A 13691-nucleotide genomic window follows, 5' to 3' on the forward strand; every position below is an offset into this window, starting at 1 on the left:
TTGCGGGCCGCAAAAAATGCGCTAAGCCTATGTTTTTTATAGGCATAGTGCCTCCTGTTCAGGGGTGCCCTTCCGTGTTGCTATTGGACAGCACTGATGTATAATAGCTCAAACTGCGAAGGCTTGGCCAGCCGCAAGAAAATAGGAGTTTTTAATCATGAAAATCCGTATCGACAAGTCGGCTTGCGTGGGCAATGCCCGCTGCGCAGCAATCTCCGAAGTGCTGTTTGAGTTGGACGACGATGGCTACATCGCCGTTGAGGAAATCGACGTGCCTGAGGGTATGGAGCAGCTGGCCCGTCGCGGTGCGCGTTCCTGCCCAGAACGTATTATCACAATCGTTGAAGACGACGCTGAGTAGCCCGCGCTTCACGCCAGACTAATAAAGAGGAAAGACGATGGATTATTTGGGATACAAAGGTAAGCGCGTCATTGTCAGTGGCTGCTTCTCAGGTATGGGCGCGGCTACCGCCAAACAACTGGTTGAGCTGGGCGCAGAAGTACACGGTTTCGATTTCAAGGAAACCGATCTGGAGTTGGCTTCTTTTAATATTGTTGACCTGCGTGATCCTGCGACCATCGATGCAGCGGTAGAAAAGGTAGGTGGCAAAATAGATGCGCTTTTTAACTGCGCCGGTCTGCCACAGACCGCACCGGCCATGGACGTGATGAAAGTTAATTTTATCGGCATGCGCCACCTGACAGAAAAAGTGCTGCCGCTGATGTCTGAGGGCTCGCGCATTGCGACCATTTCTTCGAATGGCGGTTTGGGATACAGCCGAAAAATCGCTGAGCATATGGGCTTTATCGCCAATCAGGGTTTCGATGCAGCGGTAAAATGGTGCGAAGACAATATGGACCAGGTTGGTGAGGGCTATGCCTTCTCTAAAGAAGCCGTATGCGTTTGGACCATGTTTATGGGCGCGCAGCTTATCAAGAAAGGCATTCGTATCAACTGCACGCTGCCCGGCCCGACCCAGACGCCGATGATGAGCCACTTTGAAGCGGCCACCGACGACGCTGTACTCAAGTGCTTTATCCAGCCCATAGACCGCCGTTCTACGCCTGAAGAACAAGCGGCACCACTGATTTTCCTGAACAGCGAGCGTGCCAGTTACCTGAACGGTCTCGCCTTACCCGTAGATGGTGGTTTTATGGGCGGCATGATGACTGGTCAGATAGATCTTTCTGCCATGACGGTTCAGGCAGGCCCCGGCAAGTAGGTCTCGTGGTAGCCGTAAAAGCCCGTGGTTTCGGCGGCTTAGGCGCAGGCAAGCAGCAGATTTCGGGCGGCAGATTAAAGTGATAAGGATGCCCAATGGCAACTGACGCAGTACTGAGTGACACAGTCGCGAAGCCGGATCACATTCCGGAGTCGTTGGTGTTCGACTTCGATATGTATCGCGATCCGGCGTTGGTGGCCAATCCCCACGAGCGGATTATGGACATTCATCGCAACGCGCCGCCCATTTTCTGGACGCCACGCAACAATGGTCACTGGGTATTGTTTGGACATCAGGCAAATTTTGAAGCTGCCCGAGATGTAGAAACCTTTTCCAATGAAATCTATCCGCGTGAGCAGATGGATGCAATTTTTGGCGAGCTTGAAAAAGAACTAGGTCGAATCCCGATGGCGGTGCCGATCAATCTTGACCCGCCGGATCACACCAAATACCGCCAGCCATTGCAGCGCGTATTTTCCCCCAAAGTTATTGAAGGGTTGCGCGAGAGTATCCGCGAACTAGCTCGGAAGCTTATCAGTCAGTTTGCAGACAAAGGTGAATGCGAGCTGATGAACGCCCTGTCTGAGCCGCTGCCGGTACAGGTGTTTCTAAAGATGCTGGGTTTGCCGCTGGAAAGACTGGCCGAATACCGCAAGCTGACCCGCGAACACCTCGATGCGATCGGTTCGTCTAATCCTATGGACAGCTTGACCTCAATGCAGGATGTGGCGGCAGCGATGCGCCCAACCATTCTTGCGCGCAAAGACAATCCTCAGGATGACATTATCAGCATGTTGTGGGAGGTCGAAATCGACGGCCAGCCTATCACTCTGGAAGATCAGGAAAACTACGGTGTGCTGCTGTTTATCGCAGGGCTCGATACTGTGATGCAGGGTATAGGTCACGGTGTACGTCACCTGGCGATGGATCAGGCGCTGCAGGCCAAATTGCGTGTCGCGCCTGAGCTCATCAAAGACGCCACAGAAGAACTTCTGCGGCGCTATACCTTTACCATACCGCCGCGCCGAGTTGATCGCGATATCGTGTTTCAGGGCGTTGAAATGAAAAAAGACGAGCGCGCAGTCATGTTCCTGCCTGGTGCCGACCTTGACGGCGCTGAGTACGAACATCCGGAACAGTACAAGTTGGATCGCAGCAAACCGCATATCGCTTTTAACGCCGGCCCTCATCGCTGCCTGGGGTCGCATCTTGCGAGGGTAGAGCTGCAGGTAGTGTATGAAGAGCTGCTGGCAGCGATACCCCAGTTCAAATTAGACGCCACCAAGCCGCCCACTTTCCATTGCGGTAACGTGATCGGTGTCGAAACCCTGAACCTGGTGTGGGAGGTTTAACGCGTGCGACCGCTACCGAAACTTGATGCTATCAACCGAGATTTCTGGACCGGTGGTGAACAGGGCGAACTTCGCATCATGCACTGCGAAGATTGCGACGGTTATATTCATCCGCCGCGCCCGGTGTGTCGCCACTGCCTGTCTGACAACGTCAAAGCCAAAGCCGTGTCGGGCATCGGCACCGTAGATACCTTCACCGTTAATCATCAGAAGTGGCACCCGGCTATGGAAGTACCCTTCATCGTGGCGCGTATTGCGCTGGATGATGCGCCGGGCGTAATCATCACCAGCAACGTGGTCGGTTGTGAGGTAAACGAGATTGAATTTGGTGACAAGGTACAAGTGACCTTTGAGCATCAGGATGATGTTTACATTCCGCTGTTTGAGAAGGTGAAGGCATGAGCAAAGCACTAGAAGCCTATATCACTGGTATTGGACAATCGGATGTTGGTAAGAAGCTCGAGCGCCATCCTCTGTTACTGACGGTGGATGCGGTCAAGGAAGCGCTGGGCGAAGCGGGCTTGAGCATTGACCAGATCGACGGCGTCGCCACCTATCCCGGTCGGGTGCCGCAAATGCTGGGTTTTTCGCCGGTGGGTTCGGATGAGCTGATTGATGCCCTTGGCATCAAAGCCACATGGTATTCCGGTGGTGGAGAAGTTTCGTCACAGCTCGGCGCGCTGGTGGCGGCTGTTGGCGCTATTAAATCGGGCCAAGCCAGACACATCATCTGTTATCGCACTGTGTATGAAGCGGCGGCCATGGCCAGACCTGACGAATACCCTATGCCGCGCCGAGACCGTGTTGACGGCATGAGTCAGTGGACTGCACCGTTTAACGCTCTTTCAGCTGCTGTGTGGGTAGCGCAGTACGCCAACCGCCATGTAAAAAAATATGGTATGACCCGCGAGCAGTTGGCGCAGGTTGCCCTGAACGACCGCAAGAACGCCCAGTTAAACCCCAAGGCTCTGATGCATGGCAAGCCACTGAGCATGGAGGATTATTTGTCTGCGCGCATGATCGCCGATCCGCTGTGTCTGTTTGACTGCGACCAGTACACCGATGCCTCTACGGTGCTCATTGTGTCTGCTGGCGATGCGCTGGACGAGGTGAAATGTACGCCGATTCGCATTGCGGCTATGGCAGGCAGTGTGGACCGCCACAGTTGGGATCAACCCGAGTGGATGGCCTCCTATGATACGGGACGCGACCTTTGGCAGCGCACTGATTACAAACCTTCTGACGTGGATACCGTGCAGCTTTATGACGGCTTCAGCTTTCTTGCGGTGACTTGGTTGGAAGCCCTCGGTTTCTGTGAAGTGGGTGAGGGTGGCAAATTTATTGAAGGCGGTCAGCGTATTGCGCTCGATGGTGAACTGCCAATGAATACCTTTGGTGGGCAAATAGCAGCGGGCCGGTTCCATGGATTTGGCTTTGCTCACGAAGCGGTATTGCAGCTGCGTGGCAAAGGTGGTGAGCGTCAGATTGCCAATGACCCGAAGGTCGCTATTGCAACGTCGGGTGGTGGTCCGTTGGCCACCGCGCTGCTGCTGGCGAGAGATTAGTGTTACTGGATGAATTGCCCGGGTTTCGACGGCGTTTTCGTATTACGCCAGGTGCCGGGAAAATTCAGTGCGAAGTGGAAGACGATTTTCACTGCATGAGTGTGGTTGTTCACCACGACGGCACCATAGTTCGCGGTATGGAGGCGGATATGCGTCGTGCGCCATGGACCACATGTCCTGGCGCCGAGGCAAAAGTTCGCCAGACATTTGTCGGCGAAGCATTGGCAGATTTTGGTCGCCGCAGTGACAAGCGCAGTAACTGTACGCATTTGTATGACCTGGCTCTGCTGGCCGCTGCTCACGCTAACGATGATCAGCCATTGGTATACGACATTCTGGTGTCTGATCCGCTCGCGAATGAACGCCGGGCTGAAGTGCGGCGCAACGGCGATTGCGTGTTGTGGTGGGTAGAAAAAGGTTTTGTTTTGCAGGAGCCAGCAGGCGCAGCGGGTTTGAGGCTCGATAAGCTCAAGCCCTGGATAGCGTCGCTGGCAGCTGAGTTGCAGGAGCCGGCGAAACTGCTGCAGTGGGGCAATATGCTCGCCAATGGGCGAACGATTCCGCTGGAAAATCAATCGGATGCGAGCAAAATGCCGCCCAGTTGCTACACCTTTCAGCCCGAGCGTAAGCAAGTGGCAAAACGGGTGGGTGAAATTAAAGATTTTAGTGAAGGGAGCGAGCAGCCCCTCGATAAGTTCGAGCCTGCTTGGTAAATCGATACGTGAATGCGTAGTACAGCGAAACTTGTCTGCCAAGTTTTATCTAAACTGTAAGAAACCGGCAAATGTGTAATCGCCGACAGGAGGATGTTATGGAAAAGAACGATATGGTAATCATCAGTGTGGATGATCATATCACTGAGCCGCCGGATATGTTCGACAAGCACTTGTCTGGCGATGATCTGGCCACTGCCCCGAAATTCGGTACTGACGAAAAAGGCAAAGCCTTCTGGACCTATCAGGGCATGTTTATGCCATCTGTCGGTTTGAACGCTGTCGTCGGTCGTCCGAAGGAAGAGTACGGTATGGAACCGAACTCGTTGGAGCAGATGCGTGAAGGCGTTTACAACGTGCACAAACGTATCGACGATATGAATGTAAACGGCGTAGCCGCCTCACTGAACTTTGGTACCGTAGTGGGCTTTGACGGTGGGAAATTCCATCTGGCGCCTGATAAAGATCTGGCTTTGAAACATCTGCGAGCTTACAACGACTGGCATGTGGATGAGTGGTGCGGTGCTTACCCAGGCCGTTTTATTCCTTGCGCCATTCTGCCGACCTGGGATATGAATGCGACCGTTGCCGAGATAAAGCGTTTGGCGGCCAAAGGCTGCACCGCAGTTTCCCTCAACGAAAACCCCACCAAGCAAGGTTTGCCGAGCGTTCATAACGCGTACTGGGAGCCGATGTGGAAGGCGATTGCCGAGCACGATTTTGTGATGTGTCTGCACATCGGTGCAGGGAACCCGGTGCCGCACGCCTCCATGGAAACGCCAATTGAAGCGTGGATCACCACCATGCCGCTATCGAGTTCTGTGGGCGCCGCAGACTGGTTGCACCTGGAAGCTCTGCACAAGTATGATCTGAAAATCGCCCTGTCAGAAGCCAGCATCGGCTGGGTGCCTTACTTCCTGGAGCGCGCGGACTTCGCCCATTCGCGTCACAAGTATTGGACCCGCAACCACTTCGGCGGCATGTTGCCGAGCGAGCGCTTCAAGAAACACTTCATGCTGTGTTTTATCGACGATGCTTACGGTCTGAAAAATCTCGATGAGCTGAATGAAGATCTGGTGGCATACGAGTGTGACTATCCGCATTCCGATACGCTGTGGCCTGAATGCCCGGACTTTTTGTGGGAGCAGTGCAAGCACCTGACAAACGTTCAGATCGACAAAATTACCCACCTGAACGCGATCAACTGGTTTAACTTTGATTTGTTTAAGTTCAATAAGAAGGAAGACCTGACTGTTGGTGCACTGCGTGCGAAAGCCAAGGCAGATGGGGTTGATACTACGCCGAAATCCATGCCGGGTGACCGCCCGACAGATGAGGCGGAAACCCGTCGTATAACGTCCGGTGATCTGGCGAAAATGTTTGCTCACCACGCCCAAGAAGGTGAGAAGAAAAAAGCTGGCTAACTGCCGGTGAAATAGAAAAGGCTCCGACATTGTTGGGGCCTTTTTTTTATTGAAAATTCGGATGGGCATGGAAGTTTCGTGCGGCTGTTAAGCGGGGGCGAGTTTTTGGGGCAGCGTGAGAACGATGGAAAAGTGAACTGGCAATGACCAAAGTCGATTGGGTGCGCGGCGACGCGCTAGGACTGGAATTTCCGGCTCACGCAGACGCGCTTATCGCAGGCGGTGCTGCATTTCTTACGCGTGCATTTCGCGCCTCTGGAATGTTGTCAGAAAACAATGCTGTATCGTGTATTAATAACGCGCGTGAAGTCAGCGGCGGCAGCACAGGCCGAAAAATGCTGCTGGTTGTCGACTACAAACGCCCTGAACCCAATCTGCATAACAACCTGTTCGTCAAATTCTCCCGAGATTTCGACAATAGGCGTCGAGATGCCGCCAAAGTGCAGATGGAGTTGGAAGTGCGATTTGCTCTGTTATCACAACTCCCTGATTTCCCGGTAGTTGTGCCGGCATGCTATTTCGCCGATTTTCATGTCCAAACCGGTACGGGAATTCTGATAACTCAATGTATTCCCTTTGGGATGGATGGCGTTGAACCGCAATATGAAAAAGGGCTCGATCACGAAATGCCCGATCAGCTTGGCCATTATCAGGCACTGATCCGTGCCTTGGCGAGACTGGCTGGCAGTCATAAAGCCGGTCGACTGGGTAATACTGTTGAGCGCTCGTTTCCCTTCGATCCCACCAAACTCACCGTAAGCGCCCGAGCACCGTATACGCCAGCGCAGATTGGCGAGCGGGTGGATGACTATATCCAACTGGCCACCGAAAACCCGCAGCTGTTCCCCGGCGCCTTAGGAACGGAGGCTTTCTTTGCGCGTCTGCGCGATGAAGCGCCGCGCTTTCAGTCACTTTCAAGCAGGGTTATCACGGTCCTGCAAAGTCGGCCGGAGATGGTCGCCTTGTGCCACTGGAACGCCCACGTGGACAATGCCTGGTTCTGGCGTAACGACAGTGGCGAGTTGACCTGCGGACTTATGGATTGGGGCAACGTTAGCCAGATGAATGTAGCGGTTGCGCTGTGGGGCTGCCTCAGTGCCGCAGAGCTGCCCATTTGGAATGAGCATTTTGACGATTTACTGACGCTATTTATCAGTGAATTTGAAAGCTGCGGCGGTCCATTATTGTGTCGGAAAACGCTCTTGCGGCACCTAACCCTGAATGTGGCCATGATGGGGCTGGCCTGGATGCTCGATTCCCCGAAAACCATGCTGGCGGCGCAGCCGGAACTTGCCAAAGCCAAAAGTCCGCGCGATGCTCTGATAACCTCAAATGAGCAAGTGCGTTCCCAGCTGCTGATATTGACGGCCTTTCTGAATCTTTGGGAGCGCACCGACATGAACGCGTTGATGCACAGCCTTGAGCACGGTTGCGTATAGCGCAGTCAGTTCACGCGACGAATGATTCGTTCGGCGAAGGCTTCCATAAAATGCTTTTTCTGATCCAGGGAGGAGCCGCGGCCAAGTCCGTATTCAAAGGGCATGTTCAGCCCTGAGGTCATTCCCGTCTCCGCCAGTCGTTGAAACGTTTCCGGCTCAAGTGAGGCCGTCAGGCCAATAAGCGTATCGAAGGGCCGGTCGTCGCGCCCGACCTCGGCACGCAAAGTTTGCAACTCGCTTATGATGCCTGCCACTTCGTCAGGGTGATTGCCGGTACCAATCCAGCCGTCGCCAAAACGGGCCGCGCGTTTCAGGGCCAATTTGTTCGCGCCGCCTATGTAAATGGGAATGCCGTGCCTGGGGGCTGGCGCCAATTGAATCGGTGGAAAGTCGAAAAACTCACCGTGAAACTCTACCATTTCCGGTTTCCAAAGCGCTTGAATAACCTGCAGACTTTCGTCGAGTCGCTTGCCCCGGGTTTTGAAGTCGACGCCGTAAATGTCAAATTCCTCGCGCATCCAGCCGGCGCCAGCGCCAAGGATAAAGCGGCCTTCGCTGAGGATGTCGAGTGTCGCACAGGCCTTGGCTACTTCAATGGGGTTTCGCAGCGGCAGCACATAGACACCGCAGGTAAATCGCAGGGTGCGGGTGGCTGCGGCCATCGCGCCAAACAGTGCCCACTGATCCGGATATTCCGAGTCTGCCGTTTGCGGGGGATAACCGCTGCTGGAATAGGGGTAGGCGGCTTCCATACGTTGCGGGTACAGCGCATGATCGCCGGTCATAACACCATAAAAGCCGACTTCTTCGGCGAATCGGGCAATCTCGATGAGTTGATCTGTTTCTGCCCAAGTGATGGGCTGCCAGAATCGCATAGTTTCTAGATCCTTCACTCAGGTGTTTTCAAAGAATTCGACTATCAGGGGGTCACCTGCCCGTTCCAGATAGGCGGCAGCTACCGTGTCGGAAAAACGCTTGTACCAGATGGCGTGATAGTCCAGTTTGGCTGCTTCTTGCACGCGCTGTTCCAGGTCTATGACCGGAAAACGTACGTGGTGCAGACCCTCTCGCCCTTGGTCCAGAAACTCTTTGTGCGGAGTCTTGCCAGACAGCCACTGGATCAGCTCAATTTCCACTTCTCCGCTGCGAGCGAAGGCGAGTTTTAGTGAGCTGGTTTCCTGCTGGCCGCGATAATCCCACTCCATATCGGGTGCGTCCATCACCGTAAATTCACCGAACAGAGGCGTATAGCGCGCTATCGCCTCGTTCAGGTCGCTGACCACAAAGCCCACCTGGTCGATGGGTGGCAGATTGAGGGCTGATTTGAGGTCATCGCTCATGACGGGATTGCCTAGTTGCTGTTGTTATAGGCCTCACTCTAGGTCGTGTTTCGCGTTAAAGCAATTGTATGAGTGCGGCGCGAGTCAATTCTCTGTTCGTCTACAACCAACCAGTTGGTTGGAAGTGGTGAGGTGAGAGGCGTAGGCTGGATAACCTTATCCAACGGGCTGATAACGACAGGATTGCCTAACGTGACTCGCGCAATACCGCATCAGAAAAAACGGCAGTATCTTCCGGCCACGGAGCGGCGGCGTCGGATTCTGGAATCGAGTCGCGCGGTCTTTGCTCAGTCTGGTCTTAGAGGTTCGCGTACACGTGAATTGGCTCAGGCGGCCGGGGTTAATCAGGCCACCCTATTTGAACACTTCTCGTCCAAGGAAGAGCTGTTTATGCAGGCGGTGGTTGAGCCGCTGGTTGAGTTGATGGCGGGCGCACGCAAACGTGCCGGGCACTATGCACAGGCTGATTCCCCCGAGGTTTTCTCTCGCCGGCTTGAACAAGCAGTCGGCGAGCATCTAGGCAGCGTAGCCGACAGTTTTCCGTTGCTTGTTCAGGCGCTTTTTTCTGATCAGACCCTTGGCAGCAAGTTGTACTGTGAACATATCGCGCCGGCGCTGGAAGCTCAGGCGGAGGCAATGAAAGATTTTGTCGCCGATGATCTTGAGCCGCGACTGGTGCAGCTTGCCAGTTTCGGGATGTTTTTTGCGGTGGCGATGGATAGCGCCATGACCGGTCGAACCGTTGATCAGCAGTGCGTCGCCAGACAGTTAAGTCGGATGCTTGCTCACGGAGGAACGACGCTTGTGAAGGATACAACATGAAACTTGATGACTATCGCCTGCTGGGGCGATCCGGATTGCGGGTGTCGCCATTGTCGCTGGGTACCATGACCTTTGGCATGCCTGGCTGGGGTACCAACCTCGACGAAGCCGAACAGATGCTCAATCTTTACATGGAGCTGGGTGGCAACTTTATCGACACGGCCAATTTTTACGCCAGCGGTGAATCGGAGGCCATGGTTGGCAAGTTGGTGTCAGCGCGGCGCCAACAGATGGTCGTTGCCACCAAGTACAGTCTCACCATGCGTAAGGGCGATCCTAACGCCTGCGGCAATCAGCGCAAAAATATGGTTCAGGCGGTGGAAGACAGCTTGCGTCGCTTGCAGAGCGACTATATTGATTTGCTGTATTTGCATTTGTGGGACAACCGTACGCCGGTGGAAGAAATTCTTCGCGCTTTTGACGATTTGGTGCGGGCTGGAAAAATCCTCTATGCCGGTATTTCCGATACGCCGGCATGGCAGATCTCGCGTATGCAGGCGGTGGCCGATCTGCGCGGCTGGTCGCCGCTGGTGGCACTGCAGGTTCCTTACAATCTCACTGAGCGCACAGTCGAGCGCGAGTTTATGCCCATGGCTCGGGAAATGGGTCTGGGTGTATTGCCCTGGTCACCGCTGGCCGGTGGTGTATTGAGCGGTAAATATTCGCGCGATGATCTCAAGGCTAAACCTGGGGGGGGCGGTTCGCGCAAGGACATTAATCTGGCGACCGGCCGTTTGACCGAACAGGCGCTGGATATTGCCGAGGTCGTAGCCGCTATTGCCGATGAGCTTGACTGCACTGCGTCACAGGTGGCACTTGCCTGGACGTTGCAAAACACTGCGGTTACCTCACCGATAATCGGCGCCCGTACCTTCGAGCAATTTGCCGATAACCTCGGGGCCTTGGACGTGTCGTTTTCTGCAGCGCATTTGGCGAAACTGCACGACGTGAGTGCGGTGGAGATGTGTTTTCCGCATAACATGATCGATACCGGCCCCGCCGAGATCATGTTTGGCGGCATCAAGGTAGAACCGCGCCGCTGAAGTTTTTTGCGTCGCTGGTAGAGAAAGCCGCACTAACTGTCGGGATCAATTCAGCGCAAACGTACTAGTCTGAACACGTGCATTAACTTGCCCTTCAGGGTGATAACACTAGCAGGAGACTTGTGATGAAAGAGAAAGAAATCGACGCTTTGAAGGAAGAGGCCCGACAGTACATTCGCTACGACAAGGACAAAAGCACCAAAATCGCCACGCTCACCTTTGCCCGGCCTGACAAACAGAACTCAACCACCATTGGTATGCGTCAGTTATATGCTGATCTGGTGCATCAAGCGAATATAGATGACGATGTAAAAGTGCTGGTACTCCGGGGTGAAGGCAAGCACTTTGGGGCGGGTGGTGATTTGCCGGAGCAGGACGATATGCTGTCAGCCTCCGAAGAAGATGTGTCGCTGCTGCATGAATTCGGCATCAGTAACAAGGAAGATGTGCGCTATCCACCAAAAGGTTCCTATCGTTTTTTGCACGGTTTGACGGATCACTACGCCAAAGCCCGAGCCGGCAATCGCCCGCTGCAGGAATTCAAGAAAATCAGCATTATCGAGGCTAAAGGCTACTGTTACGGTTGGCACTTTTATCAGGCTGGCGACGCTGATCTGGTTGTTTCTTCGGAAGAGGCTCTATTTGGTCACCCTGCCTTTCGTTATGTGGGTTGGGGGCCGCGCCTGTGGACTTGGATTGAAATGATGGGTGTGCGTAAGTTCTCTGAAATGTGGTTTACAGGGCGACCGTTTACCGCGCAGGAAATGAAAGAGTGCGATTTTATAAACAGTGTTGTACCGCTCGAAAAGCTGGAAGCAGAAACCGCCAAATACGCTGAAGCCTGCGCCCGCACACGCCCTACCGACACGATACAGGTGCAGAAGACATTCCTGGAAATGTACAAACAGTATCGCGGTGAGTACATGGGCAGCCTGATGACGGGCTTTGTCGAAGGTATGTTGCCGATGATGACTAATGACCGGCAGGATGATGTTCAACTCGGCGACGATGTTTTCGGCAAGGGGCTGAATAATATCGTCAAAGACAACGATCTAAACTACCCACCGGAGTGGCGATTGAGCTACGGCGGCCGTGCGAAAAAAGACTGAGGGCTGGACCTGAGGAAACCTCGGCATGGAATACCGCACGCTAGGCAGTTCCGGGCTTCAAGTACCGGTACTGAGCTTCGGGACCAGCACCTTCGGTGGCAAGGGCCGCTTTTTCTCGGCATGGGGAAAACTGAACGCGATCGAAGCGCGGCGGATGATTGATATCTGTCTGGACGCCGGCGCGAACCTGTTTGACTCTGCGGATGTGTATTCCGAGGGCGCTGCCGAAGAGATTCTGGGGGCTGCGTTAAAAGGGCGTCGCGACAGGGCATTGATCGCCACCAAGATGGGCTTGCCACTGGGCGATGGTGTGGCTGACAGCGGCACATCCGGCCAAAGGATTGTGGCTGCTGTGGAAAAAGCGCTGAACCGATTGCAGACCGACCGCATCGATCTGCTGCAGCTGCATGGTTTTGATGCGTCCGCACCCATCGATGAAGTGCTTGCCGCATTCGATTCGCTTGTGCAGTCAGGCAAGGTGCGCCATGTCGGCGCGTCAAATTTTTCTGGCTGGCAGTTGATGAAATCACTGGCTAGCTCAGATAAAAACGGCTGGCCACGTTATGTGTCCCATCAGGTGCATTACTCGCTGGTGGGGCGCGACTACGAGTGGGAGTTGATGCCGTTAGCCCAAGATCAGGGTGTGAGTGCCATGGTCTGGAGCCCGCTGGGCTGGGGGCGTCTTACCGGCAAGGTTAGCCGCCATCAGTCAGCGCCGGCGGGAAGTCGTCTGGACACGGTCGCACATTGGGGGCTGCCGGTGAACGAAGAAAAGCTCTACAACGTGGTGGATCTGCTGCAGGAAATTGCCGGTGAAACCGGCAGAAGCATCCCCCAGATTGCCCTAGCCTGGCTGTTGACGCGGCCGACTGTTGCGACGGTAATTCTCGGTGCCCGTAACGAGAGTCAGCTGCAGGATAATCTGGGTGCCGTTGGCTGGTCGTTGAACGATGATCAGTTGCAGCGTCTGGACAAGGCCAGCGCGGTGACGCCGCCGTATCCGTACTATGCCTACTGGTCGGATCGCAGTTACCGACGCCTGAATCCCCCGCCGGTCTGAGGGACGATTCAGGCAAAGTGCGGTGCGAGAATGGTCTGTTCCATAATGCTGGCCACACGCTTTGCAGAGATTGGTCTGTCTTGTTCCAGCCACCAGGTCAGCAGCGCGATCGTGCTGCTGGAAATAATAACGATGGAGGCTTCGTTGGGCACCCATGATGACCGGGTCGGCGCTTTGGCGGCAACTTCGCGAGCAACGCGCACGAATTCATCACGCACGGCGCCGGCTGCTCCCCCGGTTAGGAGTGCTTTCCACAGCTGGCGGTGTTTGGCCACATAGCGACATAACAGTAGTGGGCCCAACTCCGCATCGTTGCCATTAGCGCCCTGCAGCGTGAGTTCAATCAGGTCGCGTATGGCATCGGTGGCCACATCGTCCAGAAGCGCGTCCTTTGACGGGTAGTGCCGGAAAAAAGTGGTGCGTCCAATGCCGGCGCGAGCGGCCAGCAGGGGGATGGTGATCTGCTCCAGCGGTTGGCTTTCCAGCAATTCCAGCATCGCAGCGCGCAAGGCTTCGCGCGTGCGTAAAACGCGTGCATCACTGGCAGACGCAAAGTGTGGGCGGTAGGTTTTAGTACTCATGCGCGCCTTGTCTGTTGTCT

At 54.7% G+C, this 13691-nt stretch carries 15 protein-coding genes; 12 read left to right on the forward strand and 3 right to left on the reverse strand.

Translation table 11 applies throughout. From position 1 onward, the window contains the following. Positions 1-157 precede the first annotated feature (157 nt). The 8 genes from AC222A_RS12765 (at position 158) to AC222A_RS12800 (ending at position 7716) form a co-directional block, all read left to right on the forward strand. Positions 158-361, forward strand: a complete 204-nt coding sequence (locus AC222A_RS12765) for a ferredoxin (RefSeq protein WP_372749362.1) — start codon at positions 158-160, stop codon at positions 359-361. Positions 362-398: 37 nt separating this feature from the next. Beyond that, complete coding sequence (locus tag AC222A_RS12770) at positions 399-1223, forward strand: coniferyl-alcohol dehydrogenase (RefSeq protein ID WP_372749363.1); 825 nt, start codon at positions 399-401, stop codon at positions 1221-1223. A 95-nt stretch (positions 1224-1318) separates the two neighbouring features. Continuing rightward, positions 1319-2575, forward strand: a complete 1257-nt coding sequence (locus tag AC222A_RS12775) for a cytochrome P450 (protein WP_486775070.1) — start codon at positions 1319-1321, stop codon at positions 2573-2575. 3 nt (positions 2576-2578) lie between these two features. After that, positions 2579-2977, forward strand: a complete 399-nt coding sequence (locus AC222A_RS12780; protein WP_372750707.1) for a Zn-ribbon domain-containing OB-fold protein — start codon at positions 2579-2581, stop codon at positions 2975-2977. Then, positions 2974-4140 carry a thiolase family protein gene (locus tag AC222A_RS12785; RefSeq protein ID WP_486775071.1) on the forward strand — a complete coding sequence of 389 codons (1167 nt, stop codon included), beginning with the start codon at positions 2974-2976 and terminating at the stop codon, positions 4138-4140. Before AC222A_RS12780 ends, AC222A_RS12785 begins: the two co-directional genes overlap by 4 nt. Continuing rightward, positions 4140-4853: a DUF2889 domain-containing protein gene (locus AC222A_RS12790; protein ID WP_372749795.1), complete on the forward strand. Its 714-nt coding sequence runs from the start codon at positions 4140-4142 to the stop codon at positions 4851-4853. Before AC222A_RS12785 ends, AC222A_RS12790 begins: the two co-directional genes overlap by 1 nt. 98 nt (positions 4854-4951) lie before the next feature. Then, positions 4952-6277, forward strand: a complete 1326-nt coding sequence (locus AC222A_RS12795) for an amidohydrolase family protein (protein WP_372749794.1) — start codon at positions 4952-4954, stop codon at positions 6275-6277. A gap of 143 nt (positions 6278-6420) precedes the next feature. Beyond that, positions 6421-7716 (forward strand): hypothetical protein, encoded by a 1296-nt coding sequence (locus AC222A_RS12800; RefSeq protein WP_486775072.1) that lies wholly within the window; start codon positions 6421-6423, stop codon positions 7714-7716. Positions 7717-7721: 5 nt separating this feature from the next. On the opposite strand, the gene AC222A_RS12805 is transcribed toward AC222A_RS12800, so the two are convergent. After that, a complete protein-coding gene (locus AC222A_RS12805) occupies positions 7722-8591 on the reverse strand; it encodes an LLM class F420-dependent oxidoreductase (RefSeq protein ID WP_486775073.1) in 870 nt (289 codons plus the stop codon). Between the two features lie 18 nt (positions 8592-8609). Then, entirely contained in the window at positions 8610-9056 is a 447-nt protein-coding gene (locus AC222A_RS12810; protein ID WP_372747525.1) for a VOC family protein, read from the reverse strand. 192 nt (positions 9057-9248) lie between these two features. On the opposite strand from AC222A_RS12810, the gene AC222A_RS12815 reads away from it, so the two are divergent. The 4 genes from AC222A_RS12815 (at position 9249) to AC222A_RS12830 (ending at position 13090) form a co-directional block, all read left to right on the forward strand. Further along, the gene (locus AC222A_RS12815; RefSeq protein WP_372747524.1) at positions 9249-9878 is read left to right on the forward strand and encodes a TetR/AcrR family transcriptional regulator; all 630 of its coding nucleotides are present in this window, start codon (positions 9249-9251) and stop codon (positions 9876-9878) included. Further along, positions 9875-10921, forward strand: coding sequence for an aldo/keto reductase (locus AC222A_RS12820; RefSeq protein ID WP_372758474.1), 1047 nt, complete (start codon positions 9875-9877; stop codon positions 10919-10921). The genes AC222A_RS12815 and AC222A_RS12820 overlap by 4 nt, the downstream gene beginning before the upstream one ends. 125 nt (positions 10922-11046) lie before the next feature. Next, on the forward strand, positions 11047-12030 hold the full coding sequence (locus AC222A_RS12825; RefSeq protein WP_372747522.1) for an enoyl-CoA hydratase/isomerase family protein: 984 nt from the start codon (positions 11047-11049) through the stop codon (positions 12028-12030). Between the two features lie 25 nt (positions 12031-12055). Next, a complete protein-coding gene (locus AC222A_RS12830; RefSeq protein WP_372747521.1) occupies positions 12056-13090 on the forward strand; it encodes an aldo/keto reductase in 1035 nt (344 codons plus the stop codon). An 8-nt stretch (positions 13091-13098) separates the two neighbouring features. Here the strand turns inward: AC222A_RS12830 and AC222A_RS12835 are convergent, their stop codons facing one another. Then, complete coding sequence (locus AC222A_RS12835) at positions 13099-13671, reverse strand: TetR/AcrR family transcriptional regulator (RefSeq protein ID WP_372747520.1); 573 nt, start codon at positions 13669-13671, stop codon at positions 13099-13101. Positions 13672-13691: the final 20 nt, after the last annotated feature.

This window comes from Litorivivens sp. (assembly GCF_057445395.1).